The organism is Agrobacterium sp. rho-8.1, assembly GCF_033957725.1.
GTDB lineage: Bacteria > Pseudomonadota > Alphaproteobacteria > Rhizobiales > Rhizobiaceae > Agrobacterium.
Genome location: NZ_CP192789.1, coordinates 215,128 through 238,418, shown reverse-complemented (window position 1 = coordinate 238,418; position 23,291 = coordinate 215,128). Strand labels below are relative to the sequence as shown.

General features: G+C 55.7%; 21 protein-coding genes and 1 pseudogene. 12 read left to right on the top strand and 10 right to left on the bottom strand.

Going from position 1 to position 23,291, the window contains the following annotated elements:
- Positions 1-9: 9 nt before the first annotated feature.
- The 4 genes from RMR21_RS15930 to RMR21_RS15915 form a co-directional block, all read right to left on the bottom strand.
- Entirely contained in the window at positions 10-1,515 is a 1,506-nt protein-coding gene (locus RMR21_RS15930) for an ABC transporter substrate-binding protein (RefSeq protein WP_498670453.1), read from the bottom strand.
- Between the two features lie 82 nt (positions 1,516-1,597).
- Positions 1,598-3,109 carry an ABC transporter substrate-binding protein gene (locus tag RMR21_RS15925; RefSeq protein WP_498670452.1) on the bottom strand — a complete coding sequence of 504 codons (1,512 nt, stop codon included), beginning with the start codon at positions 3,107-3,109 and terminating at the stop codon, positions 1,598-1,600.
- Positions 3,106-3,909: a GntR family transcriptional regulator gene (locus RMR21_RS15920; protein WP_498670451.1), complete on the bottom strand. Its 804-nt coding sequence runs from the start codon at positions 3,907-3,909 to the stop codon at positions 3,106-3,108. The genes RMR21_RS15925 and RMR21_RS15920 overlap by 4 nt, the downstream gene beginning before the upstream one ends.
- Before the next feature lie 264 nt (positions 3,910-4,173).
- Positions 4,174-5,202 carry a LacI family DNA-binding transcriptional regulator gene (locus RMR21_RS15915; protein ID WP_498670450.1) on the bottom strand — a complete coding sequence of 343 codons (1,029 nt, stop codon included), beginning with the start codon at positions 5,200-5,202 and terminating at the stop codon, positions 4,174-4,176.
- Between the two features lie 167 nt (positions 5,203-5,369).
- Between RMR21_RS15915 and iolG the strand changes: the two genes are divergently transcribed.
- The 6 genes from iolG to RMR21_RS15885 all read left to right on the top strand — a co-directional run bounded on the left by iolG (position 5,370) and on the right by RMR21_RS15885 (position 11,356).
- Entirely contained in the window at positions 5,370-6,362 is a 993-nt protein-coding gene (gene iolG, locus RMR21_RS15910; RefSeq protein ID WP_498670449.1) for an inositol 2-dehydrogenase, read from the top strand.
- 145 nt (positions 6,363-6,507) lie between these two features.
- Positions 6,508-7,431: a sugar ABC transporter substrate-binding protein gene (locus RMR21_RS15905; protein ID WP_498670448.1), complete on the top strand. Its 924-nt coding sequence runs from the start codon at positions 6,508-6,510 to the stop codon at positions 7,429-7,431.
- Between the two features lie 61 nt (positions 7,432-7,492).
- Positions 7,493-8,599 carry an ABC transporter permease gene (locus RMR21_RS15900; RefSeq protein WP_498670447.1) on the top strand — a complete coding sequence of 369 codons (1,107 nt, stop codon included), beginning with the start codon at positions 7,493-7,495 and terminating at the stop codon, positions 8,597-8,599.
- Between the two features lie 2 nt (positions 8,600-8,601).
- The gene (locus tag RMR21_RS15895) at positions 8,602-9,381 is read left to right on the top strand and encodes an ATP-binding cassette domain-containing protein (protein WP_498670446.1); all 780 of its coding nucleotides are present in this window, start codon (positions 8,602-8,604) and stop codon (positions 9,379-9,381) included.
- Positions 9,382-9,391: 10 nt separating this feature from the next.
- Complete coding sequence (locus tag RMR21_RS15890) at positions 9,392-10,510, top strand: Gfo/Idh/MocA family protein (RefSeq protein ID WP_498670445.1); 1,119 nt, start codon at positions 9,392-9,394, stop codon at positions 10,508-10,510.
- A gap of 33 nt (positions 10,511-10,543) precedes the next feature.
- On the top strand, positions 10,544-11,356 hold the full coding sequence (locus RMR21_RS15885) for a TIM barrel protein (RefSeq protein ID WP_498670444.1): 813 nt from the start codon (positions 10,544-10,546) through the stop codon (positions 11,354-11,356).
- Positions 11,357-11,392: 36 nt separating this feature from the next.
- Here RMR21_RS15885 and RMR21_RS15880 read toward each other — a convergent pair whose 3' ends face one another.
- Positions 11,393-12,397 (bottom strand): GlxA family transcriptional regulator, encoded by a 1,005-nt coding sequence (locus RMR21_RS15880; protein WP_498670443.1) that lies wholly within the window; start codon positions 12,395-12,397, stop codon positions 11,393-11,395.
- A gap of 262 nt (positions 12,398-12,659) precedes the next feature.
- On the opposite strand from RMR21_RS15880, the gene RMR21_RS15875 reads away from it, so the two are divergent.
- Positions 12,660-13,499 carry an alpha/beta fold hydrolase gene (locus RMR21_RS15875; protein WP_498671725.1) on the top strand — a complete coding sequence of 280 codons (840 nt, stop codon included), beginning with the start codon at positions 12,660-12,662 and terminating at the stop codon, positions 13,497-13,499.
- A gap of 319 nt (positions 13,500-13,818) precedes the next feature.
- On the opposite strand, the gene RMR21_RS15870 is transcribed toward RMR21_RS15875, so the two are convergent.
- Both RMR21_RS15870 and RMR21_RS15865 read right to left on the bottom strand, forming a co-directional pair.
- Positions 13,819-15,429, bottom strand: coding sequence for an ABC transporter substrate-binding protein (locus tag RMR21_RS15870; protein ID WP_498670442.1), 1,611 nt, complete (start codon positions 15,427-15,429; stop codon positions 13,819-13,821).
- 90 nt (positions 15,430-15,519) lie between these two features.
- Positions 15,520-16,155, bottom strand: a complete 636-nt coding sequence (locus tag RMR21_RS15865) for an SGNH/GDSL hydrolase family protein (RefSeq protein WP_498670441.1) — start codon at positions 16,153-16,155, stop codon at positions 15,520-15,522.
- Between the two features lie 155 nt (positions 16,156-16,310).
- On the opposite strand from RMR21_RS15865, the pseudogene RMR21_RS15860 reads away from it, so the two are divergent.
- Positions 16,311-16,543, top strand: a pseudogene (locus RMR21_RS15860) (IS3 family transposase); the annotation flags it as partial.
- An 80-nt stretch (positions 16,544-16,623) separates the two neighbouring features.
- Here RMR21_RS15860 and RMR21_RS15855 read toward each other — a convergent pair.
- Genes RMR21_RS15855 through RMR21_RS15845 form a run of 3 tightly spaced genes read right to left on the bottom strand, consistent with a single transcriptional unit; the run spans position 16,624 to position 18,905 of the window.
- Positions 16,624-17,811 carry an ROK family transcriptional regulator gene (locus RMR21_RS15855; RefSeq protein ID WP_498670440.1) on the bottom strand — a complete coding sequence of 396 codons (1,188 nt, stop codon included), beginning with the start codon at positions 17,809-17,811 and terminating at the stop codon, positions 16,624-16,626.
- A gap of 28 nt (positions 17,812-17,839) precedes the next feature.
- Positions 17,840-18,538, bottom strand: a complete 699-nt coding sequence (locus tag RMR21_RS15850) for an LrgB family protein (protein ID WP_498670439.1) — start codon at positions 18,536-18,538, stop codon at positions 17,840-17,842.
- A complete protein-coding gene (locus tag RMR21_RS15845) occupies positions 18,531-18,905 on the bottom strand; it encodes a CidA/LrgA family protein (protein WP_498670438.1) in 375 nt (124 codons plus the stop codon). The genes RMR21_RS15850 and RMR21_RS15845 overlap by 8 nt, the downstream gene beginning before the upstream one ends.
- Positions 18,906-19,031: 126 nt before the next feature.
- Between RMR21_RS15845 and RMR21_RS15840 the strand changes: the two genes are divergently transcribed.
- The 4 genes from RMR21_RS15840 (at position 19,032) to RMR21_RS15825 (ending at position 23,243) form a co-directional block, all read left to right on the top strand.
- Positions 19,032-20,285: an ABC transporter substrate-binding protein gene (locus RMR21_RS15840; protein ID WP_498670437.1), complete on the top strand. Its 1,254-nt coding sequence runs from the start codon at positions 19,032-19,034 to the stop codon at positions 20,283-20,285.
- A 90-nt stretch (positions 20,286-20,375) separates the two neighbouring features.
- A complete protein-coding gene (locus tag RMR21_RS15835) occupies positions 20,376-21,257 on the top strand; it encodes a carbohydrate ABC transporter permease (protein WP_498670436.1) in 882 nt (293 codons plus the stop codon).
- Positions 21,241-22,134 carry a carbohydrate ABC transporter permease gene (locus RMR21_RS15830; protein ID WP_498670435.1) on the top strand — a complete coding sequence of 298 codons (894 nt, stop codon included), beginning with the start codon at positions 21,241-21,243 and terminating at the stop codon, positions 22,132-22,134. Before RMR21_RS15835 ends, RMR21_RS15830 begins: the two co-directional genes overlap by 17 nt.
- Before the next feature lie 5 nt (positions 22,135-22,139).
- Positions 22,140-23,243, top strand: coding sequence for an ABC transporter ATP-binding protein (locus tag RMR21_RS15825; protein ID WP_498670434.1), 1,104 nt, complete (start codon positions 22,140-22,142; stop codon positions 23,241-23,243).
- Positions 23,244-23,291 lie beyond the last annotated feature (48 nt).

Below are 23,291 nucleotides of genomic sequence, written 5' to 3'. Positions count from 1 at the left end.
CCGCCAACATTACTCAGACCATGTCATGCGATTGAGAAACATGCTTTCATTTGGTGTTGGTTGCCATCCAAGCTTGCTGGAAGCGCCGTAGATGATCGCTGCCTGATAAAGTGGAATAAGATAGTTTTTTTCCGAGTTGATCTGCTGAACGGTTTTGTAAAATTCCAGACGCTTGGCGTCATCGAGCGTTTGTCTTGCCGCCACCAGTGCATCGTCGATCGACTTGTCGCCTGCTGTTGCCCATCCACTTGTGGAGTTGAGAGTGGGGAAAAGAATGCCGTCCGCATCCTGGCAGGCACAAGACCATCGGCTGAAAGCGGTTGCAGGGACAGTTGCCGGCCCTCCCTGCATCTGTTTCAACCAGGTGGCCATGTCGGTCATCTGGATTCCGACATTCAACCCCACGTCCGTGAGCATTTGCTGCAAGGCCTGGACAACGCGCTGGTCATAGACCGGTGACGTCAAGAGCGGGATTGGCTGGGTTGCCGCAGAACCGGCGGCGGCAATGAGTGCTCTGGCCTTTTCCGGATCGTAAGGTGTTGGCGTCATACCCTCGACCCAGCCAAAATGTGCCGGGCTCATGAACTGATCGACTGGCTTGTCATAGCCACCGAGAATACCCTGAGTGATGCCTTCCTTGTCGATCGCATAAGCCACTGCCTTGCGAAGGTTGGCATCGTTCATCGGCGGCTTTTGCGCATTGAATGCAAAATAGGCGACCCGTTCGGTCAAAACAGAAAGTGCCTTGCCGCTCTGCGATCCCTCAAGTTGTGCAGCGAGGTCGGAATCCAGCGTCACGACAAGATCCGCAGCGCCAGCCTGAATATTTGCAAGGCGCGTCGCCGCATCCGGTACGGCACGGAATGTCACGCCCTTAAACGGTCCCTTATCGCCCCAGTAATCCGGATTTGCCTCAAGCGTGACAGCAATGCCGCGATCCCATCGCATAAATCTATAAGGTCCGCTGCCGACAGGATTGAGATTGAAAGCATCCTTGCCGACCTTTTCAACGGTCTCTTTCGGCACGACGGAAAGTTTCACGAGTTGCGCGAGCAAGGCTGGATAAGGACCATCCGTTGTGAGCGTCACCTTTGACGGGCCTGTCACTTCCGCATTCACGATCTTATTGAACTGGCTCAGCTGAGGGCTTGCGAAAGCTGGGTCGATAATCCGCTTCACGCTGAATGCGACATCTTCCGGGGTCAGCTTCTGGCCATTGTGAAAGGTCACGTCGTCGCGGATGGTGAACTCGATCTTCGTATCAGAAAGATACGTCCACTCTGTCGCGAGTTGGGGAACAATCTTGCCACCGTCATCGCGTGTGACGATATTATCGAAGATATTACGATAGACAAAGTAACTGTCCGGGTTCCACTGAACATGCGGGTCCAGTGACGACGGCTCGTTCACAAGATTGACCGTAAACATATCCTTTGCCATCGCCGCCTGCGGGCTGGTGGTAAAAAGCAACCAACCTGCGGCCATGGCAAGCAGACCGTTCCTCACGTTTTTCATGTTCGTTCCCTTTTATACTCGAAGCTTTTTGCTTCTTTGAGCTAGAGCCAGATACGCTCTGGAAGGCGTGCGATACGGCTTCTCAATCACTCCACGTCATGCGATTCAGAAACAGACTTTCATTCGGGGTCGGCTTCCACACGAGATGCTTGGAGGCACCATAGATTGCGGCGACTTGATAGAGCGGTATCACAGGGATATCGGTTGCTACCGTTTCGTGGACGTTCCGGTAGTTTTCCAGACGCTTGCCTTCATCCAGGGTAGAACGGGCATCGGCCAGTTGCTTGTCAACAGCGGGATTTCGATAGGTCGACCAGCTGTTTTTGGAGTCTAGCAACGGGAAGAGAACACCGTCCACATCCTGACACGCGCATGACCAGCGGCCGTAGCCTAGCAAGGACGCAGTTTCCGGACCGCCCTGAGAGCGTTTCAGATAGGTCGCCATATCCGTCATTTCGATTTCGACGTTAAAGCCGACATCGGACAGCATCTGCTGTATGGCTTGCACCACGCGTTGATCGAAGACTGGCGCTGTCGCAAAATTGATTTTCGCCTTCGCAGACTCTCCGGCCTCGGAGACGATTTTCTTAGCCTGATCAGGATCGAATGCCGGACCTTTGATGCCGTCTACCCAACCGAAATGAACTGGTGTTGCCAGCTCGTCGACTGCCTTGTCATGGCCACCGAGAATACCCTCGATCAGGCCTTCCTTATCAATGGCATGTGCAACGGCCTCTCTCAGTTTCACATTATCAAAGGGAGGTTTTTGCGTATTGAGGCGCAGGTAAGCAACACGTTCCGTCAAGGCCGACAATGTCGTTGCAGACGCTGAGCCTTCGAGCTGAGCTGCCAGATCCCCATCGAGCGTGACGCCGAGGTCCGATGTTCCAGCCTGAAGATTGGCCAATCTGGTGGAGGCGTCGGGCACAGCCCTGAAGGTTGCCTTTTCAAACTTCCCTTTTTCACCCCAATAGGCGTCATTGCGCGCAAGGGTGACGGAGACGCCACGCTGCCACGCTTCGAACTTGTAGGGCCCGCTGCCAATCGGCTGAAGATTGAACGCGTCTTTGCCTACCCGCTCGACAATGGCTTTGGGGACGATAGACAGTTTGACAAGCTGGGCGAGCAACGCAGGATAGGGCCCGTCGGTTGTCAACGTAACCGTCCCTTGCCCGGTTACCTCTGCGTCCAGAATCTTGTTGAACTGGCCAAGCTGGGGGCTGCCGAATTTCGTATCGGTAATGCGCTCGACGCTGAATGCCACGTCGTCTGCGGTCAGCTTGGAACCGTCATGAAACGTAATGTCGTCGCGTATCTTAAATTCAACTTTCGTATCGGAAAGATATTTCCACTCCGTGGCGACCTGTGGGATGATCTTGCCGGTGTCGTCACGTGTGACCAGATTGTCGAAAATATTTCTATAGACGTAATAGCTGTCCGGATTCCATTGCACGTGTGGGTCCAGCGACGAAGGCTCGTTGACCAGATCGATCGTCAGGCTGTCCTTTGCCATCGCAGGGGTCACCAATGGCGCCGTCAGGAGAAAGGCGCCAAAGACTGAAACCAGTAGTTTTTTACCCAAAGAATTGGTCATTGCTCAGTACCCTTGTCTTTAGAAATCAATGGAGCTGTGGGTCGGCGTGACGCAGTGCCGCGATCGACAGAAAGCTGATCGCCCATCGCAGTGGTGCCTGTGACATCAGTTAGCGAAGATGCAAATGTGCTGGACCGCAGCATGCGGCCGACAATATATTCCCGGAACCGCAAAACCTCTTGCAAGAGGAGGCCGCGTGCGGCGGGCTCATCGCCGCGTTCCAGAAGATCGACCAACTGGGTGCGCAAAGATGGGGCGTAAACCGGCTGCCCGGCTTCAAAGTATGAGAGCAGTCTCCCGGAATGATCAAGTGCGCCAGTTACCCATTGCGCGATGATTTCACCGCGCCTTTTTGACAGCAAATTCAGAAACGACCGATCAAGGGCTCTTGAAGCGACGAGGGCCTCAGCCTCTGTGCGGCCCGCCAAGGCTTCAAGCTGAGACGAAATTATCCTGAGATTTCCCAAATCCTGCTGCGTGAGTGGACCAGTAGCAAGTTGCGGGTCTGCAACACATCGCGCCTCCAGAACATCGCCAATCGCTGCACCGGTGATCGGGGCGATCTGCCAGCCATTTCTTGGGATCGGGGAGATAAACCCCTCCATCTCCAGTTTTGCAAATGCGTTGCGAACTGCGGCTCTGCCCAAGCCAAACCGCTCCGACACATCAGCCTCCGATACGGCATCTGAAGGGCGAAGCTCGCAGTCAATCAAGGCCCGCCTGAGGCGCTTGAGAGCAAAGGCGTTCTTGCCTTCAGGTTGCAGGATCGAATGGGTGAGCGGCGAGGATTGATCTAGCATGCGATCACGATATATTCGTTCTGAGATTTCACAAGACAAAAATTGACATTTCATAAAAGTAAATTGGAATTTTTTATCTCGCTTTTCGAAACGAACGAGATGGCGGATAGGGGCGCGGGCTATGCCTGAACGGATAGGTCGTTCCTCTCTTCGGCTATGGTTGTGACGTGCTCATCAACACGATAGGCGAGGGGATGCTGAGAGATGGCCTGATCTCACTGGCAGATGGCTGTCGCCCGGTCGTTGTCTGGATGATCGGCGGCTTCAACGCGCCTTGGCGCTGCCGCGCTGGATCAACGTCCCCGCAAACAAGCGGTCGAGATCTGTTCGGTCCGGGTTTGCCAGGACTTTGACGAGGTATTCAACCATCTCGGTCAGCGGCTGTCGATAGGTTGTCAAACTGTAGTTGGGGTTGTCCGCCTGGGGCACGTCGTCGAACCCGGTAATGGCAATATCTTCCGGTATGCGCAAACCAAGCTTGTGACGAATGACGTCGATGGCGCCGATCGCAAGCGCGTCATTCTCGCAGACCAGAATGTCCGGGCGCGACGTTGGCTCACGTCCAGAAAGAGCCATCTCGACAACGGTCGAAGCGAGGGCCGGATCATAAGCAGCGACCTCGATTGTTTCTGGCTGGTAGCCAAAATGCTGGCCCCAGTAGTCCATGAAAGTCTCTTTGCGAAGAAGATGCGCCGACGACGTGCTTGGTCCGGCGACAAACATCGGTCTGCGATAGCCTTGTTCCCTGACGTAATCAGCAATCTTTTTCATGGCCTCAACATCATCGACTGCGATCGAGATCGTATTGGGATTGCGCGACGTACGGGCAAAAATGATAAGCTTTCGAAACCGGCGTGCGTGCAGGGCGGTCTCCAGCATTTCATCATCGAACTGCAGTCCGATCAGAATGACGGCGTCTACGCGGCGTTGGCTGGCATTGAGGAGAGCTCGGCTGGCATCTTCACGGTTCAGCGTATTGATGAGCAGAATATCGAACCCTTCGCGCCGAAGAATGCGGGTCAGACGCTCCATCATCACGAGCTTGTGGGGATTTGCGAAATCATCGATCAGAAGCGCAACCAAATTGGAGCGATCGGAGGAAAGGCTCGCAGCGCGTAAGTCAGGAACGTATCCAAGGCGCGTTGCTGCAGCATGGACCTTTTCCAGGCTCTTCGCCGAAATGGAGGCGTCCTTACGGAACGCCCGGTTGACGGTCCAACGCGAAACGCCCGCTTCCTCGGCGACATCGTCAGCAGTGATGTGGGCAAATGGTGCCGTCTCGTCGTCAGTCATTTCAACTCCGCGATCTTCGTCGATCGATTCTGAAATGCTTATAAGCATTTTCGATTTTACCTGAAACAAAATTTGCACCCGTGAGCAAAATTAGCTTGCTCACGGGTGCAAAAACTGTACTGTCTCGAGCCAGGGGCAGGGGAGTGCCTCTTTGAGGAGAAATATACATGCTTAAAGTCGGGTTGCTGGGTGCTGGCCGCATTGGCCGGGTTCACGCCGTTAATATTGCTGGTCATGCCAGAAGTCGGCTTGCTGCCGTGTCGGATGTCAACGAGGCGGCGGCCAGACAACTGGCGGCGGCTCACAATTCCACATACGCCAGTCTGGACGCTATCCTCAACGACGACTCGATCGATGCGGTATTGATAGCGACGTCAACCGATACGCACTCGGATCTGATCGAGCAGGCAACTGCCGCCGGCAAGGCTGTGCTGTGCGAAAAGCCGGTCGATCTGTCGCTCAAGCGCGCTCAAGCCTGCCTGGACGTCGTCGCGAAGACAGACGTGCCGGTCATGATCGGTTTCAATCGAAGGTTTGACCCCAATTTCGCTGCAATCAAAGCGGCTGTTGTTGCCGGCGAAGTGGGCAAGCCGGAACTGCTGTCAATCACGTCGTTCGACCCAGCCCCACCTCCGGTCTCCTATATCAAAGTGTCGGGTGGTCTGTTTCGCGATATGATGATCCATGATTTTGACATGGCAAACTTCCTGATGGGGGATACGCCGGCAGCGGTTCACGCGGTCGGCACGTCGATTGTCGACCCCGAGATTGGCAAGGCCGGCGACGTCGATACGGCGGTGGTGACGCTAACCTATGCAGATGGCCGCATCGCTGTGATCAAAAACAGCCGCCGCGCCGTTTATGGTTATGACCAGCGTGTGGAGCTGTTGGGCTCCGATGGGCTTTTGTCGGCCGGAAACGTGCTCGAAAATACAGTCTCGAAGGCGACCAGCCAAGGTGTCCTGAGCGCCAAGCCGGAGTTCTTTTTTCTTGAACGCTACATGCGCGCCTATGCAGCAGAATGGGATGCTTTTGTCTCCGCTATACTTGATGGCGCGAGTGTGCCTGTGACGCTGCGAGACGGAGTTGCAGCTCTCGCGCTAGCCGAGGCGGCAACCCAGTCGGCTCGGTCCGGCCAGCCGGTCGCGGTTGCCTTTTAAAGATGAGGTGTGCCGCTTGGAGGCGGCACAGAGGAGATTGCTGCGGCACGCAGGCGTGTGTCACGGCCATTCGGTTCCGGCCCCGTGCGACCGGTAGACGTAGCGTCGTGGGAGTGACGCTGTGTAACTCAATTGGGAGGATGTTATGAAGAAACTGCTCGCAGCTGCTGCTGCCGCTGCCCTTATTGCTGCCGCCACCCCGGTGCTCGCCACCGACATCATCGTCGTTGCGCACGGCCAGGCCAATGACCCATTCTGGTCTGTCGTCAAGAATGGTGCCGAAAAGGCTGGTAAGGATACTGGCGTCAACGTCGATTTCCGCTCACCCGAAACCTTCGACATGGTTGCGATGGGTCAATTGATCGACGCTGCGGTCAATCAGGATCCCGACGGTATCGTTGTGTCGATCCCGGATGCGGACGCGCTTGGCCCGTCGATCAAGCGTGCTGTTGACGCAGGTATACCGGTTATCTCCATGAATTCCGGCTCTGATGTCGCGCGCAAGCTTGGCGCAAAACTGCATGTCGGCCAGTCCGAGTTCGATGCCGGTAAGGTTGCTGGTCAAAAACTCGCTGAACTCGGTGGCAAAAAGGCCATCTGCGTCAACCAGGAGGTCGGCAACGTCTCGCTCGACCTGCGTTGCGCCGGTTTCAAGGAGGGATTTGGCAAGGACGTCAGCGTTCTTCCAACCAACAACGACCCGACTGAAGTGGAATCCAAGGTTCGGGCGGCGCTCGATTCCGACAAGGATGTCAACGTTGTACTCGGGCTCAATGCATCTCTCGTCGGAGAACCGACAGTCAAGGCAGCCCAGGCGCTTGGCCGCGATGACGTCCTGATCGCGACCTTCGATCTGTCGGCTGGCTTCCTCAAGGATGTCGCTGACGGCAAGGCCGCATTTGCGATCGATCAGCAGCAATACCTGCAAGGCTATCTGCCGGTCGCCTTTCTCGCTCTGAATGCGCAATACGGCCTGATGCCTGGCGGCGATGTACCGTCCGGCCCCAACCTTGTGACCAAAGACACCGCTGCCAAGGTCATCGACCTGTCGGCCAAGGGCATTCGCTAATCGCATCGTTACCGGACCGCACACGTCTTTGCGGTCCGGACACCGATCAGGAGACAAACCAATGTCGATAGACTCAGCCGGACATGTGGACGAGCGGATCAAGTCTGAATCCGTTGCCACGAAACTGATGAAACGGCCGGAACTCGGCGCAATAGGCGGGGTAATCCTCGTCACGCTTTTCTTCATGATCACTGCCGACCGCACCATGTTTACCCTGTCAGGTATCATGAATTTCATGACCCCGGCGGCACAGCTTGGAATTCTTGGCATTGCTGCGGCCCTGCTTATGATCGGCGGTGAATTCGACCTGTCGATCGGCTCAATGGTGGCGTTCGCAGGTATGATGTTTGGCGTTTTCGTCGTGAATGTCGGAATGCCATTGATCATTGCTATACCTTTGACCCTGGGGCTTGCTGCGGCTCTCGGGGCCGCGAATGGGATGATCGTCCTGCGCACAGGCTTGCCGTCCTTCATCGTCACGCTTGCTGGCCTCTTTGTCCTCAGGGGGGCTTCGTTGGTCGGCCTCAAGATTTTTACAGGAGGCTCGACGCAGTTGCGTGGCATCCGTGAGGCCGTTGAAGGTGACTTCCTCGCACCGCTGTTTTCCGGTGACGCCTTCGGCTTCGTCATGCGATGGCTGGCTGAAGCGGGTATCGTTGACAGTTTCAAGTCGGGTGTGCCGAAAGTGCCTGGCATCCCTGTCGAGATCATCTGGTTCATCGCATTCGCGCTGATCTCGACCTATATCCTTCTGCGGACGCCGGTTGGAAACTGGATCTTTGCGACTGGTGGCGATTCCGTCGCAGCGCAGAACTCAGGTGTACCGGTTCGCCGCGTCAGGATATCGCTCTTCATGCTCACGGCAGTTGCTGCGGCGCTCGTGGCTATAATCACGGTCATCGATGCCGGCTCCACGGATGCGCGTCGTGGCTTCATGAAAGAATTCGAGGCGATTATCGCAGCCGTTATTGGTGGATGCCTTCTCACGGGAGGTTATGGTTCCGCGATCGGGGCCTTCTTCGGCGCGATCATCTTCGGGATGGTCACGATCGGATTGACGTACACCCGCTTCGACCAGGACTGGTTCCAGGTGTTCCTCGGCGCAATGCTGCTCTTGGCCGTCATCTTCAACAACGTCATTCGTCGACGTGTGACAGGGGAACGCTGAGCATGTCTGTGCCGATCATCCATATGGAGAATATCAAGAAGCACTATGGCAACGTGATTGCGCTGAACGGCGTGACCTTCGACTTGCGGGCGGGTGAATGCCATTGCCTGCTGGGAGACAATGGTGCGGGAAAGTCGACGTTCATAAAGACGATGTCGGGCGTGCACAAGCCGACGGAAGGCTCAATCACCTTCGAGGGCAAGCCGCTGTCATTCAGCAGCCCGCGTGACGCGATGGAGGCCGGAATAGCGACTGTGTTCCAGGATCTTGCGATGATCCCGCTCATGTCGGTGACCCGCAACTTCTTCATGGGGCGAGAACCGACCAAGGGCCGGGGGTTGTTCAAGCGCTTCGATATCGAGCATGCCAATGAAGTCACCATGGCCGAAATGCGCAAGATGGGCATTAACTTGCGTGGTCCGGATCAGGCTGTCGGTACACTTTCGGGCGGTGAGCGGCAGACAGTTGCGATTGCCCGCGCCGTTTACTTCGGCGCAAAGGTGCTGATCCTCGATGAGCCGACGTCGGCACTCGGGGTTCGACAGACCTCAAATGTGCTTGCCACCATCAAACGCGTGCGGGAACAGGGTATTGGTGTGGTGTTCATCTCGCACAATGTCCGTCATGCCATGGCAGTCGGCGACCGGTTTACCGTTCTCAACCGTGGCCAAACGCTTGGCACCGCCACGCGCGGGGAAATCACACCGTCGCAACTGCAGGACATGATGGCTGGAGGGCAGGAAATGGCGACGCTCGAGGGCTCGCTTGGCGGAACGATCTGAGGACTTTATCATGGTAACACCATCCATCCTTCCCGACCGACCGCTTGGCATTGCGCTGATTGGCACTGGTTTTATGGGCAAGTGCCATGCCATGGCTTGGCGAAATGTCGCTGCCGTCTTCGGTGGCGCCCACCATCGTCTCGAAATTCTCAGCGATGCCACGCCGGAAAGTGCTGAAAGCTTTGCCCGCCAGTTCGGCTTTTCCCGGTCTACGGCACACTGGCAGGAGGCGGTGGCCGACCCCAACGTCGATGTCGTTTCGATTACGGCTCCGAACGGCATGCACCGTCCAATGGCCGAAGCTGCTCTGGAGGCCGGCAAGCACGTCTGGCTCGAAAAGCCGATGGCACTGACGCTCAAAGATGCCGAGGCGATGGCAGCGACAGCCGCCAGATATCCCGATCAAGCGACTATGCTGGGCTACAACTATCTGAGAAGTCCTGCCTTTCAGGCCGCACGACAACTGATCCGAGACGGTGCGATTGGCCGACCGCTCGCATTCCGCGGGGTCTATGACGAGGATTACTCCGCCGACCCACTCCTCCCGTGGTCTTGGCGGATGACTCACGAAGGTGGTGGCCTAGGCGCACTTGGCGACCTTGGCTGCCACCTCGTGAGTCACATGCTGGCACTGATGGGGCCAGTGGCCGATGTGGTCGCCCAAACCCAGGTCGCCATTCCAACGCGTCCATCTCCCGATGGGCCGAAGCCGGTCGAGAACGAGGACAGCGCAATGGCGCTCTTGCGGTTCACGTCGGGTGCTCAGGGTTCCTTTGCAACGTCGCGGGTGGCACGCGGACGCAAATGCCGGCTTCAATGGGAAGTGCATGGACAGGACGGCACGATCGTTTTCGATCAGGAAAACATGAACGAGCTTTGGGTGCACAAGACCGGTGAGGCAGGGTTTGTCCGTCACCTCTCGGGACCGGATCAGCCCGATTTCGCCGCTTTCTGCCCTGCACCCGGTCACAATTTCGGGTTCAACGAGCAAAAAGTTATCGAAGCACGCGACTTTCTGGCCGCTATCGCCGGAGCCCCGAATGTCGGCCCTGATTTCGCCCATGGGCTCGAGATAGAAAAAATCATCCATGCCATGGCCACATCGAACGGAGCCTTCATCCGCTTGTAGCGGTATGGAAGCAGCCTTTAAAAGGAGAAACCAATGGAGCAACCGTTTGCGCTTGCCGCCTGCGCTGAAATGCTTTGGCGTGACAAACCTATCGAGTGGCGCTGTGCGCGTCTGAACGATCTTGGTTTCATGGTGGGTTTATGGAATTGGCCGGAGCATGATCTGTTGGCGCTGGAAAGGTCGGGAGCGACCTTTTCGATCATGAACGGCTATCTCACGGGCAGACTTGCGGACGACGAGGGGGCCGTGGAGTTGCTGCGGTCTGCTCGCGAAACGGCCCAGGTCGGTAAAAGGCTGGGGGTGGCACGCCTCAATCTGCATGGCACAGGCCTTGGCGAAGGCGGGCTTCCGGTCCGCGCAAGCGAAGTGATGACAGGACGAATGTGGCTCAAGGCGCGTGATACACTTGCGCGTATCGCCGACCTCGCCGAAGAGGAAGACGTCCTTTTTACTCTGGAAAACCTTAACCTTCCGGTTGACCACCCTGGTACCCCATTTGGTCGTGCGGAAGATACACTCGCGCTGGTCGAAAGCGTCAACCATCCACGTTTGAAGCTCAATCTCGATCTCTACCACGTGCAGATTGGTGAGGGTAATTTGATAGAGACATGCAAGGCGTGCTTGCCCTGGATCGGCGAAATACAGGTTGCCGATGTGCCTGGGCGATATGAACCAGGGACAGGTGAAATCAACTATTCCGGCATCGCCAAGGCACTATTGGATATGGGCTACCGTGGTCCTGTTGGAATGGAGGCTTATGCAAAAGATCAGCCAGAACATGCTCTCGAGGCATTTCGGCGCGCATTTACAGTGGACATGAGCGGTAACGAATTAGCAGTTCCGTAAGTCGTGTTAACAAGCTGCAACAGGTGGCCTTTGAGTTCAATATTCATGTGATCTTGTGCTGAGCACTTTTCCGCCAATCCCAAATCTTTGTCGGTATGAGCCAGGGCTTAGGCTCGTAAAGCGCTGGAAAACCCTGCGAAACGCCGTCACGTCGGTGTAGCCGACCTCCCATGCAATCCTCTCAATGGGAGTGCTCGTTGTTTCCAGTGAATCGCGCGCTTTCATCATTCTGACCTGCTGTAAATATTCCGTAGGCCGCAGCCCGGTTGCCCTGGTGAACCGTCGCAGGAAGGTCCGCTCGGCCAATCCGGCACGCAGTGCCATTGCCGGTACCTCGTGTGTGTCGGCGACATCCGCATGGATGTGGTGCTGGACTGCAAGAACCGCAGGATCGCCATGATCGAATTTTGGAATGAAGCTGCGGTAGAGATTTTGATCGCGCCGCGGCGGATCAACCAGCAGGAAACGAGCGGTTGCCAGCATGACGCCGGAACCCATCAACCTTTCCACCAGCGTTAATCCCAGATCTGTCCAGGCGAGTATGCCGCCCGCCGTCATGATATCACCGTCGTCTATCACCAGTCTTTCTGCAGCAAGCTCAATCTTTGGATAGCGAGCAGCCAACTCCTCACTGAAAGCCCAGTGCGTGGTGACTTTTCGTCCGTCGATCAGACCTGTCTCAGCGAGAACAAAGGCGCCTGCGCAGACGGAGCAGATTGTCGCGCCCGACGTGTGTTGTTGCACCATCCAGGCCGCTGCGGCTGGCATCGGTTTCATCTCCCTCGGCATGATGATGCTGGGTGGTGCAATGACGTGCCCGAGGCGATGACGGTGTTCCGGGTGGCTGTCCCACACACAGACGACAGCGTTATCGACGACTTGCCAATGCGACACCCGAATTGCCCTCATGGTTTCGGCTGTTTGCGGTGCCCACTGGTTGGCGATGCGGAACAGATCGGTCAATCCGTAGACGGCAGACAGCTGGCAGTCTGGGTAGATCAGAAGCCCGATTTCGGAGACAAGATCGAGATTACCAGCCATTTGTCACTTTCGGCATATTTAAAGTCATTTTCGCCACCTCACAAGGACGTGGGAACCGAGTACACCCGTTCCCATCGCAGCCAATAACGCTAGCAGCCCCGAGAGAGGAAAAACAATGGCTACATTTTTAGAAAGCTTCGGTCCAACGACCACCCGACGCAAGGTCCTCGTCGGCGCAGGCGCCGCCATTTCGCTTGCCGGACTGAGTGTTTCGGCGATCGCAAAAACGCCCGCTATTTCTAAATCAGAAGGAACTATGGATATGACAGGTACGATCACCACCAAGGACGCGGTAGACATCTTTTACAAGGACTGGGGTCCGAAGGACGCGCAGCCGATTGTGTTCCATCACGGCTGGCCGCTGTCATCCGATGATTGGGATGCGCAGATGCTGTTCTTCCTCTCCAAGGGTTACCGCGTCGTGGCCCATGACCGTCGTGGCCACGGCCGCTCGGCCCAGGTCTCGGAAGGTCACGATATGGATCACTACGCCTCGGACGCCTTTGCCGTCGTTGAAGCGCTCGATCTCAAGAACGCCGTTCATATCGGCCACTCCACCGGTGGCGGCGAAGTCGCCCGCTATGTTGCAAAGCACGGTGAACCTGCTGGCCGCGTTGCCAAGGCCGTTCTCGTATCCGCCGTCCCGCCGATCATGGTGAAGACGGATGCCAACCCCGAAGGCCTGCCCATGGAGGTTTTCGATGGTTTCCGCTCCGCACTTGCCGCAAACCGCGCGCAGTTCTTCCGCGACGTTCCGGCTGGCCCCTTCTACGGCTTCAACCGTGATGGCGCGACAGTGCACGAAGGTGTCATCCAGAACTGGTGGCGTCAGGGCATGATGGGCGGAGCCAAGGCACATTATGATGGCATCAAGGCCTTTTCGGAAACAGACCAGACAGAAGATCTGAAGGCGATCAGCGTCCCGACGCTGGTCCTGCATGGCGAAGACGATCAGATCGTGCCAATCGCCGATTCAGCGCACAAGTCGGTCAAGCTGCTGAAGAACGGTAAGCTGAAGACCTATCCAGGCTTCTCCCACGGCATGCTGACGGTTAATGCCGAGGTGCTCAACGCAGATCTCCTGGCCTTCATTCAGGCTTGAACCGAATAGCCTCTCATCAATGAGCCGCAGCGTTTTTGCGCTGCGGTCAATGGTGATGGCATAGCCTGAAACACACCGGGTTTGACCATCTATCAAACGGGAAACCAAGCCGAAAATGCCCCAGCACTTTTCCGATGCACGTTCGATATATGGCTACTCAACCGACTTGAAGGTGTTCATTCCAGAGTGCATAGCGGCCCCTATCTCGCCTCGACCGACCTGCTCACGACAGATTTGGCGTAGAGAGAGACGCTGGATCCAGATCCGGCATTCCAACGTCAAGAAAAATAAAGGCGGGCTTGGAAGCCCGCTTTTCTTGTTAGCGGTCTTTGGTCACGGTTTCAAAGCGTGTGATCCAAGGGTTCACGATCAGGCCTTTCACATCCGTTCGGAAGGCTGCAGTGTCGACCACTTCCGAGAACGGCTGGATGGCCGGGACCATCTTTTCGTAATAGACTTGAATGTCCTCATAGTCCTTGACCTGCTTTTCCTTGTTCTTTTCAAGCAAGGCCTCGACAATCAGGCTGTTGAGTTTCTCGTCGAAGAAGCTGGTGCGCCATGCCTGATAATTCGCCAAGCCCGCCTTGTCGGAATTGTCGGGATTGTAGGCAATGGCACGCAGGTTGGAATCCGGATGCAGATGCTGTCCGCCGCCACCGCGGCCTACTAGCAGTTCGAACTTTCGTTCACGCATTGCACCGTAAATCTGGTCGCCCGAGCCGGTGATGACCTGAGCGTTGATGCCTGCCTGTGCAAGAGTCGCCTGGATAGCTGTCGCAATAGTGATAAAAGGCGGCTCCGAAAGCGAGCGTAAAGTCACCTGCATGCCGTCCTTGAAGCCAGCTTCTTCGAGCAGCTTCTTTGCACGCGGCACATCAAGCTTGTAGCCCGGATCAGGCAGAAGCCCCATCACACCGGTGCTCAGCGGGCGTTGATGCGAGACGCCATAATACGGCATTACAGACTTGTTGATACCTTCATAATCGATAAGGTAACGCAGGGCTTCGCGGACCTTGGCATTGGCCAACCGTTCGTCTTTCATGGAGACGGCCAGGTAATAGAAACCAGCACCGGGCGTCGTTTCTACCTTCACACCGTCGGCCGTCTCAAGTGCCTGCAAATCCGCTGCAAGCAGTGCGTATGCCACATCGATATCACCGCGCTCCAACTGCAAGCGCTGTGACTGTGACTCGGGAAGGTGGCGGATCATGACGCGACGCATGGGAGGCTCTGCGCCCCAGTATCCAGTGTTGCGGTCGAGCAGCACATATTCGTTGGAGCGCCACTCACGCAGGTTGTAAGCGCCAGAACCCGCTGAATTCGTCTTGAGCCATGCAGCGCCCCAATCACCGTTCTGCTCCTTCTCCTTGACGAGCGCGCTATCGACGATCGAGCCGGGACCGGCCTGTGAGATCGTCATCATGACGAAATCTGGATCATCAGCTTTAGGGAGGTTGAGCTTGAACGTAGTCTCGTCCACAACTTCGAACGAGGCATCGGCATTTTCGGCGGTGTAGCCTCGTGTTTTCAGAAACGACGCTTGCGCAAGGTTCAGCATCATCAGTCGCTTGAAAGAATAGGCGACGTCCTCTGCCGTAAACTTGTTGCCCGATGCGAATTTGACGCCCGCGCGGAGCTTGAACGTGATCGACCGGCCATCCGGGGCAACCTCCCAGCTTTCCGCAAGGCGCGGGACAAGCTTCCTGCGGTCGGCTGGATCGGCAACGATCAGGCTGTCATATACGCTGGAAAGCACCATCACCGCATCGCGACCGGTAATTCCAGCTGGGTCGAGCGAAAGAATATTCGCCATGGACGTCGCCACGACAAGCTGATTTTTTGGGGTCTCGGCGAAAGCATCCGGCGACTGTACGCTCAAAATGCTGACACTGAGTGCGACGGTAGCAACCGTCGAAAGAAATATGTTCATGAAACCTCCAAGATAAACCGCCTAGCCTCCACCAGCATGCGGTTAGCGATTTGCATCATATATGACAAAATTTGTCAATTGTAGTATGAGTTACATGAGAAGGAGATCTCGCACCGGGCGTGCGAGCGCGATACCCAATCGCTTAGTGTTGTCGGCGTCCAGATGTACGCCATCAGCCGAAGAGGGTTCCGCGACTTTGGCCGCATCAAAAAAACCTGTGCCCATTTCGCTCGCTACCGCCGCGTAGAGCGGAGCCAATTTCTGCGATTCCGCCACCAGGCGATTTTGCGCAGGCGGACGGCGGTCGTCCGTCAGGCAGCAGAGTGGTGGGGCAACGATCAGGACTTTTGGCACCGGTACGCCCGATTTCCAAGGGTAAAGCTGGATAAGCTGGACCAATCGCCTCATGCCACCCTGAGCCCCGTTCGCCAGACCACAAAGCTGTGGTTTGAGGTCATTCGTTCCCAGCATGATGATAACGAGATCAAGAGGGTAGTGGCTTCCCAGCAACATTGGGAGCGCTTTTACGCCGTTGCGCTCATTGGGCGCGGCGTGATCATCGAAGCACGTCGTCCGGCCACCGAGCCCCTCAGCGACGATGTTCGCCGAACCGCCGAGTTCACTGGCTAAGGATGTCGGCCAGCGGTGGTCGAAAGTATGCCTCCCCCCGGTCACCGGATCGGCACCCCATGTCAAACTGTCGCCAAATGCTAGGATCTGCTTCAAAATCGTCCACCTTATGATTCCATCCATCTATGAAAACCATAAATGAATATGTCAGACAAGTATGTGCGGTGGATATGACCTAAGTCTAGGCCGCATTGGAAGTTGTGGGGTTTGTCGGACGGCATCATAAAACTCGATGATTGACATTCTGTTGGTTATCCTGTGGCCTCCATCGTGTTGAACGGCTGATGCGCTTAAATGCGCTCAGGGCCAAGCCGAAATGGTGTGGCTTGCCGAAGGATGCCGGTGACCGTGTCGTCGTGATGCCGAATGTGCCGGACCGTCAGTTCATGGCAGAGCGGACGAACAGGAAACGGGTTGCCGACTTCACCTATTGTGGACCGCATCAGGCTGGCTGCATGTCGCTGCCGTCATTGCCCTGTTGGCGTTGCCATGAAGAAATTGGCCCATAAAGTTTCCTTCAGTGATCGTGAAAAAGATACACCATCACACTTTGGGGCTCTACATCTAGGTCTGCAAATCAGTCCGAAAAACCAGGTTTTTGTCGACCGAGAACATTTGCCGATGAAGCATTGACGCACCTCCGAGTGCCGGTCCCTCTAACCCTGTACGCGACAGAGTTACAAGTGGTAGTGGATGATCGTCTAATAAATTGCCCCTGATGTTCAGTCGCGTCTGTTCGACGCACAGGCGGTAAAGCGCGGCCACGCGCCCGCCCAGAACAACTCGTGATGGATTGAAAATGCTGCTGATAAGCGCCAGTCCGCGTCCAAGATAAAACGACCAGTCGCTGATTGTTTTGAGTGCAGCGGGTTCCTCACTCTGTGCAGCTTTCACGAGCGCGTCGATGGTCTTGCACGCTCCTCCATAATGGCGATTGCGCGCAAGAACGGCATCGTGGCCGATAAAACTTTCGAATGACCCGCTGGGTGTGGCGAGTTCGACGAAGCCTTGTTCTCCAAGAATGATGTGGCCGAATTCACCGGCATAGCCATCGTGACCACGGAGCAATTGGCCAGAGGTCACGACAGCCCCACCCACACCTGCGTCAAGAAGGATATAAATACTGGTATCGTTCTGATCGATCTGAGATCTGTATCCGTCGGCAAGTGCGAAAGCATTAGCGTCATTTTCGGCAACGATAACAGGCATTTCCGGCAAAAGGGCAGACATCCGCTCCAACAGTGGAACCCGCCTCCACCCCAGGAACGGTGCACGCAAAACCGTGCCTGACCTGTCAATGACGCCCGGTACGATCACGCTTAAACCTCGGAGAATGTAGTTTGGTCCGATACTGCGCACCACTTTGCTCACGCAACGAGCAAGTTGGCTGGTGAGCTTCTCGAAGTCTTTCCTGTCGGTTTCAAATTGGAAATTACGATTGGCAATAATCGATCCGGCAAAATCAAGTGCAATGATCGTGATGTGCCCGACACCAATATCCGCTCCCAGGAAAAGACCATGTTTCGGGTTTAGGCGCAGGAATGTGCCAGGTCTTCCGGTGCCGGCACCCTTATCTTCACCCGAGGAATCCTCGAGCAGGAGACCTTCATCAGCCAGTCCCGCAACAAGACTGCTAGCCGTCGATCTTGTCAGACCGAGTTCACGGGCGATATTTGCCCGGCTGACCTTTTCCGCGCGGAAAACAACCTCCAGAACCCGTATTTCGTTTATGTGCCTTACGGCGCGTGGCATGGACATCGATTTTCTGGCCTTTGGCATTCTAAAGTAAAAGAGGGACGATCAGGGACGTCAGGATTGCATTCAGGCCCATCGCGATACCGGAAAAAAGTCCTGCGATTGGATCAACGGAATAAGCGCGGGCCGTGCCGATACCATGGGATGAAAGTCCTACGGCAAATCCCCTTGCACTATAATCACGGATTTTCAGGGCATTCATCAGTGGCGTCACGATGATTGCGCCGCAAATTCCGGTTATAATAACAACAGCAGCCGTTAAAGCAGGGTCTCCGTTTGACCCTGACGAGATAGCCATTGCTACCGCAGCTGTCGTGGATTTCGGTGCCAGTGACGCTATCACTGTCTGATCGAAACCGAAGAGTTGAGACAGGAAAATCGTCGAACTCACCGCAGTTACACTGCCGATAACCGATGCGCAGAGGATGGGAAACAGGTTGGCTTTCACGAGTGAAAGCTGCCGGTAGAGCGGAATACCGAGTGCAACGGTAGCAGGCCCCAAAAGGAAGTGTATAAATTGCGCGCCTTCGAAATACGTTGTGTAATCGATGCTTGCAATTTGCAGGATTCCAACCATGAGGCAGACGCTCATCATGACTGGGTTCAGCAAAGGATTAGCCGGACGCAGGTCGCACACACGCAGTGAAATCTGCCATATTGCCAGAGTTCCCGCCAGCCATAGAAGCGGTGAGGTCGACAGATAGACCCACAGGCCGTCATTCATGTCTGGCTCCTCCAGTGAGGCGCTTCACCGATATGAAAACGAAAACGGTCACCAGAAGAGTTAAGACCGTGGAGATGAAGACGATCATCAACAGCGCGATGCCTCGGTTTGCGAGAAGGTCTAAGTGCTGAATGATACCCACTCCCGCTGGCACAAACAGAATTCCGAGATTGGCAAGCAATGCTTTCGCAGCGTTGACGGAGTTGTTTTCTAGGCCAGGGAGCCAATTGCGAGCCGTCAGTCCTTTTAAAAAAAACGCAATCAAAGCCATTCCGATGACCGGACCTGGAACGATGTTGCCTGAAAAATAGGCGATGATCTCGCCAATCAGTTGAAAAAGCAGAATGGTCGTTATTCCCGTCAGCATCGTATGGCTCCAACAATATGCAGGTTGACACTAAACGATCATTATGTTTGTTTTCAACCCAAACAAACGGGAGGAGTATCGTTTGTTTTGGAGGGACGGCATCGGGCCGGTCTGTGGGAGGATAATATGCGTTCTACCTTTAAAAAGATGGCCCTAGCGGCCGTCCTTGGTGCATCTGTATCAGGCTATGCCTTTGCTCAGGAGAGCGTCGAGGTTTTGCACTGGTGGACGTCGGGCGGTGAAGCCGCCGCTGTCGGCGTACTGAAGGAAGACCTTCAGAAGCAGGGCGTGTCGTGGCAGGATATGCCGGTTGCCGGCGGCGGTGGAGAAGCCGCGACGACCGCGTTGAAAGCCCGTGTCGCATCGGGAAACCCGCCAACCGCTGCGCAATTGCTCGGCATGGCAGTCAATGAATGGTCTGAAGAGGGTCTTCTCGGGGACCTGACGCCTGTTGCCACAAAGGAAGGCTGGGACAAAGTCGTTCCCGGCGCGATAAAAGCCTTTGCCGTCCATGATGGCAAGTGGGAAGCGGTTCCCGTCAATATTCACCGCCCAAACTGGCTATGGATCAATGCGAAGGTTTTCAAGGACAACGGCCTTCAGCCTCCGACAAACTGGGATGAATTCAATACGGTCGCCGAAAAGTTGAAAGCCAAGGGCATTGTAGCGCTTGCGCATGGCGGTCAGCCTTGGCAAGACACGACCATTTTTGATGATGTGGTGCTCGGTCTCGGTGGTCCAGATTTTTACAAAAAAGCTATTCTTCAACTCGATGAAACAGCGCTCGGTTCAGATACCATGGTCAAGGTTTTTGACCAGATGCGCAAAATTCGTGGTTTCGTTGACCCTAACTTCTCAGGCCGTGACTGGAACTTGGCAACCGGTATGGTTCTCAAGGGCGAAGCCGCTATGCAGCTTATGGGTGACTGGGCCAAGGGCGAGATCGTCAAGGCCGGATTGAAGCCTGGTGTGGATATTCTATGTGTTACCGCTCCCGGTACAGAAGGTTCGTTCCTCTTCAATACTGACTTTTTCGCGATGTTCCCGGTTGGAAAAGACAAGGTTGATGCTCAGAACAAGCTGGCAACCAGCGTTATGTCACCGAGCTTCCAAGAAGCATTCAATCTGGTGAAGGGGTCGATCCCGGCCAGAACCGACGTTTCCGGCACGAAATTCGATGCTTGCGGACAGAAATCCATGGCCGATCTGAAAACTGCTGAGGCTGCTGGCACACTAATGGGCTCGCTTGCACACGGTCATGCCGAACCATCCGGTATTCAGCGCGCAATGTTTGATGTCGTTACCCAGCATTTCAACTCTGACATGTCGTCTAAGGATGCCGTGGCCGCCCTGATCAAATCGGTCAACGCAGCCAAATAATGATCTCTCCCGGAGAACACCGTCACATCTTCGGATGTGGCGGTGAACATGATCCGGCCCAGAGTTCAGGGCAAAACAGGTGGACAATTCATGGCTTTCTCAAAACGTGTCAGAGGCGCATTTCCGGCGATTGTCTTGTCGCCATCTGTCGCGGCGATAACGGTCTGCGTTTATGGCTTCATCGCCTATACTGCACTGCTGTCTTTTACCGGATCGAAGATGTTTGCGCGTTTCGATTTCGTCGGCTGGCGGCAATATGAACGCCTTTTCGACAATCCGCGCTGGATCACTGCCATAGAAAATATGGCCATTTTCGGCGGCCTCTATGTGGTGGGCGCAACCTGCCTCGGCTTGTTCATCGCCATCTTGATCGATCAGAAAATCCGCGTGGAGGGCGTGTTCCGAGCGATCTTTCTTTACCCCATGGCGCTCTCCTTTGTCGTCACAGGGGTCATCTGGCAATGGCTGCTCAATCCCGGTGTGGGTCTTGAGCATATGATGCGCAGCCTCGGCTGGGAAAGCTTCACCTTTCAATGGCTTGTCGATCCGGATATGGCGATTTACACCATCGTTATCGCCGGTGTGTGGCAGGTTACGGGCTTCGTCATGGCGCTTTTTCTGGCCGGTCTGCGCGGGATCGATACCGAAATCCTTCGCGCTGCCCGTATCGATGGCGCGCCGATCCACAAAGTCTATACGCGCATCATCATTCCCGCCTTGCGCCCGGTTTTTCTCACCGTCTTCGTCATCGAGGCCCATCTTGCCATCAAGAGCTACGATCTGGTGGTGTCACTAACCAAGGGCGGCCCAGGTGTTTCCACCGAACTGCCCTCGACCTTCATGTACTCGATGACCTTTACCCGCAACGAACTTGGGGTGGGTGCCGCCAGCGCCACCGTTATGCTCGTCAGCCTTGCGAGCATCATTGTACCCTATCTCTATTCGGAGCTTGGCAATGACCGCACAGCCTGAAAGCAATACGGCAGGAAAGCTGCGCGTTTCGAAAGTGGCTGGACGTGTCTTCATCTATGCCTGCCTGACCATTCTTGCAGGAGCTTTTCTGGCACCTCTGGTGTCCATGCTTTTCACATCGCTCAAAGGCATGGAGGAAATCCGCTCCGGCAATCTTCTTTCCGTTCCCATGGCCCCGACGGTCGAGGCGTGGAAGACAGTATGGGGTGCCGCCTGTATCGGCGTGACCTGCACCGGGCTGAAGGGCTATTTCGGCAACTCGTTCCTCATCGTCATTCCGGCCACCCTTATCTCTGTGGGTCTCGGCGCGCTGAACGGCTATGTCTTCGCCAACTGGCGTTTCAAAGGCGACAATGTCCTGTTCGGCCTGATCCTGTTCGGCTGTTTCATTCCGTTTCAGATCGTTCTCATTCCGATGGCCGGCCTGCTCGGAACGTTCAATTTGGCAGGCACGATCCCAGGTCTCGTTCTCGTCCATGTCATCTATGGTGTCTGCTTCACCACGATGTTTTTTCGCAATTACTTCGTGACTGTACCTGCCGAAATCTTCAAAGCAGCGCGCATTGATGGCGCTGGTTTCTGGGCGGTGTTTTTCCGCATATTGCTGCCGATTTCCTGGCCCATCGTCATGGTTTCGATCATCTGGCAATTCACCGGCATCTGGAACGACTTCCTCTTTGGCGTGTCGTTCGCAGCGGGTTCGAACCAGCCCGTGACGGTCGCCCTCAACAATCTCGTCAATACGTCGACCGGAACCAAAGCCTATAATGAGGATATGGCTGCTGCGATGATCGCTGCCCTGCCAACCATCATCATTTACGTGGCGGCGGGCCGCTATTTCCTTCGTGGCCTGATGGCCGGCGCAGTCAAAGGATAACCATCGTGGCCAATCTCGCAATCAACCATGTCACAAAGAGTTTCGGCAGCCTCGAAGTCCTCAAGGACATCAATATCTCGATACAGGATGGAGAGTTTCTGGTTCTTGTCGGTCCGTCCGGCTGCGGAAAGTCGACGCTGCTGGCTATCATCGCCGGTCTCGACAGCCACACATCGGGAACCATCACCATCGACGGCAAGTCTGTGGAGGGTCTGGAGCCGAAAGAGCGCGATATCGCCATGGTCTTCCAGTCCTACGCGCTCTATCCCGCCATGACGGTGGAGCAGAATATCGGCTTCTCGCTTGAAATGAGCAAGATGCCGAAGCCCGAGCGCACCGAACGCGTTAACAAGGTGGCGGAACTTTTGCAGATCACTCACCTTCTGAAGCGCAAGCCGGGGCAACTTTCGGGCGGCCAGCGCCAGCGTGTGGCCATGGGCCGGGCGCTTGTGCGCGAACCGAAAATTTTTCTGTTCGATGAGCCGCTATCCAACCTCGATGCCAAACTGCGTGTGGAAATGCGCACCGAGATCAAGAAGCTGCACCAGCGCTTGGGTTCGACCATCGTTTATGTCACCCATGACCAGATCGAGGCCATGACCATGGCCAGCCGCATTGCGGTGATGAAAGACGGTATTCTCCAGCAATTCGGCACGCCGGAAGAGATCTATGACCGGCCCGCCAATGTCTTCGTAGCCACCTTCATGGGATCTCCCGCCATGAACCTTTTGCCCGCAACCGTGGTGGAAGGTGAGGGCGGATCGCAGCTCCGGCTAAAGGGTACCGGCGAGACACTGCCGGTTCCGGTGCCCGCGCTTTCGCACGGACAACAGGTTCTGCTCGGCCTGCGCCCCGAATGGCTTTCGTTGGTTACAGATGCGCAGAACACGCTGGCGCGGATCGATATGCAGGTCGATGTCATCGAGCCGACCGGTCCCGATGTCTTCGTGGCATTGCGAGCTGGCGAACAGGAAATCATGGCGCGACTGCCTACCGGAACACCGGTGCGCACCGGACAAAAGGCAGCCTTCTCCATCGATCTTTCAAAGGCTGTGCTGTTCGATGCCGAAAGCGGTCTTGCGCTCAGCAAGGATCGGCCCATCAGCTGAACGGCCAGCCGTTCTCTACCCGTTCAAATCGTGAATTCAGGAACTTAT

What these genes read in the sequence shown, in the direction of transcription:
- RMR21_RS15930 (WP_498670453.1), bottom strand. Translation starts at nt 1,515, where the DNA reads ATGAAAAACGTGAGGAACGGTCTGCTTGCCATGGCCGCAGGTTGGTTG.
- RMR21_RS15925 (WP_498670452.1), bottom strand. Translation starts at nt 3,109, where the DNA reads ATGACCAATTCTTTGGGTAAAAAACTACTGGTTTCAGTCTTTGGCGCC.
- RMR21_RS15920 (WP_498670451.1), bottom strand. Translation starts at nt 3,909, where the DNA reads ATGCTAGATCAATCCTCGCCGCTCACCCATTCGATCCTGCAACCTGAA.
- RMR21_RS15915 (WP_498670450.1), bottom strand. Translation starts at nt 5,202, where the DNA reads ATGACTGACGACGAGACGGCACCATTTGCCCACATCACTGCTGACGAT.
- iolG (WP_498670449.1), top strand. Translation starts at nt 5,370, where the DNA reads ATGCTTAAAGTCGGGTTGCTGGGTGCTGGCCGCATTGGCCGGGTTCAC.
- RMR21_RS15905 (WP_498670448.1), top strand. Translation starts at nt 6,508, where the DNA reads ATGAAGAAACTGCTCGCAGCTGCTGCTGCCGCTGCCCTTATTGCTGCC.
- RMR21_RS15900 (WP_498670447.1), top strand. Translation starts at nt 7,493, where the DNA reads ATGTCGATAGACTCAGCCGGACATGTGGACGAGCGGATCAAGTCTGAA.
- RMR21_RS15895 (WP_498670446.1), top strand. Translation starts at nt 8,602, where the DNA reads ATGTCTGTGCCGATCATCCATATGGAGAATATCAAGAAGCACTATGGC.
- RMR21_RS15890 (WP_498670445.1), top strand. Translation starts at nt 9,392, where the DNA reads ATGGTAACACCATCCATCCTTCCCGACCGACCGCTTGGCATTGCGCTG.
- RMR21_RS15885 (WP_498670444.1), top strand. Translation starts at nt 10,544, where the DNA reads ATGGAGCAACCGTTTGCGCTTGCCGCCTGCGCTGAAATGCTTTGGCGT.
- RMR21_RS15880 (WP_498670443.1), bottom strand. Translation starts at nt 12,397, where the DNA reads ATGGCTGGTAATCTCGATCTTGTCTCCGAAATCGGGCTTCTGATCTAC.
- RMR21_RS15875 (WP_498671725.1), top strand. Translation starts at nt 12,660, where the DNA reads ATGACAGGTACGATCACCACCAAGGACGCGGTAGACATCTTTTACAAG.
- RMR21_RS15870 (WP_498670442.1), bottom strand. Translation starts at nt 15,429, where the DNA reads ATGAACATATTTCTTTCGACGGTTGCTACCGTCGCACTCAGTGTCAGC.
- RMR21_RS15855 (WP_498670440.1), bottom strand. Translation starts at nt 17,811, where the DNA reads ATGCCACGCGCCGTAAGGCACATAAACGAAATACGGGTTCTGGAGGTT.
- RMR21_RS15850 (WP_498670439.1), bottom strand. Translation starts at nt 18,538, where the DNA reads ATGAATGACGGCCTGTGGGTCTATCTGTCGACCTCACCGCTTCTATGG.
- RMR21_RS15845 (WP_498670438.1), bottom strand. Translation starts at nt 18,905, where the DNA reads ATGCTGACGGGAATAACGACCATTCTGCTTTTTCAACTGATTGGCGAG.
- RMR21_RS15840 (WP_498670437.1), top strand. Translation starts at nt 19,032, where the DNA reads ATGCGTTCTACCTTTAAAAAGATGGCCCTAGCGGCCGTCCTTGGTGCA.
- RMR21_RS15835 (WP_498670436.1), top strand. Translation starts at nt 20,376, where the DNA reads ATGGCTTTCTCAAAACGTGTCAGAGGCGCATTTCCGGCGATTGTCTTG.
- RMR21_RS15830 (WP_498670435.1), top strand. Translation starts at nt 21,241, where the DNA reads ATGACCGCACAGCCTGAAAGCAATACGGCAGGAAAGCTGCGCGTTTCG.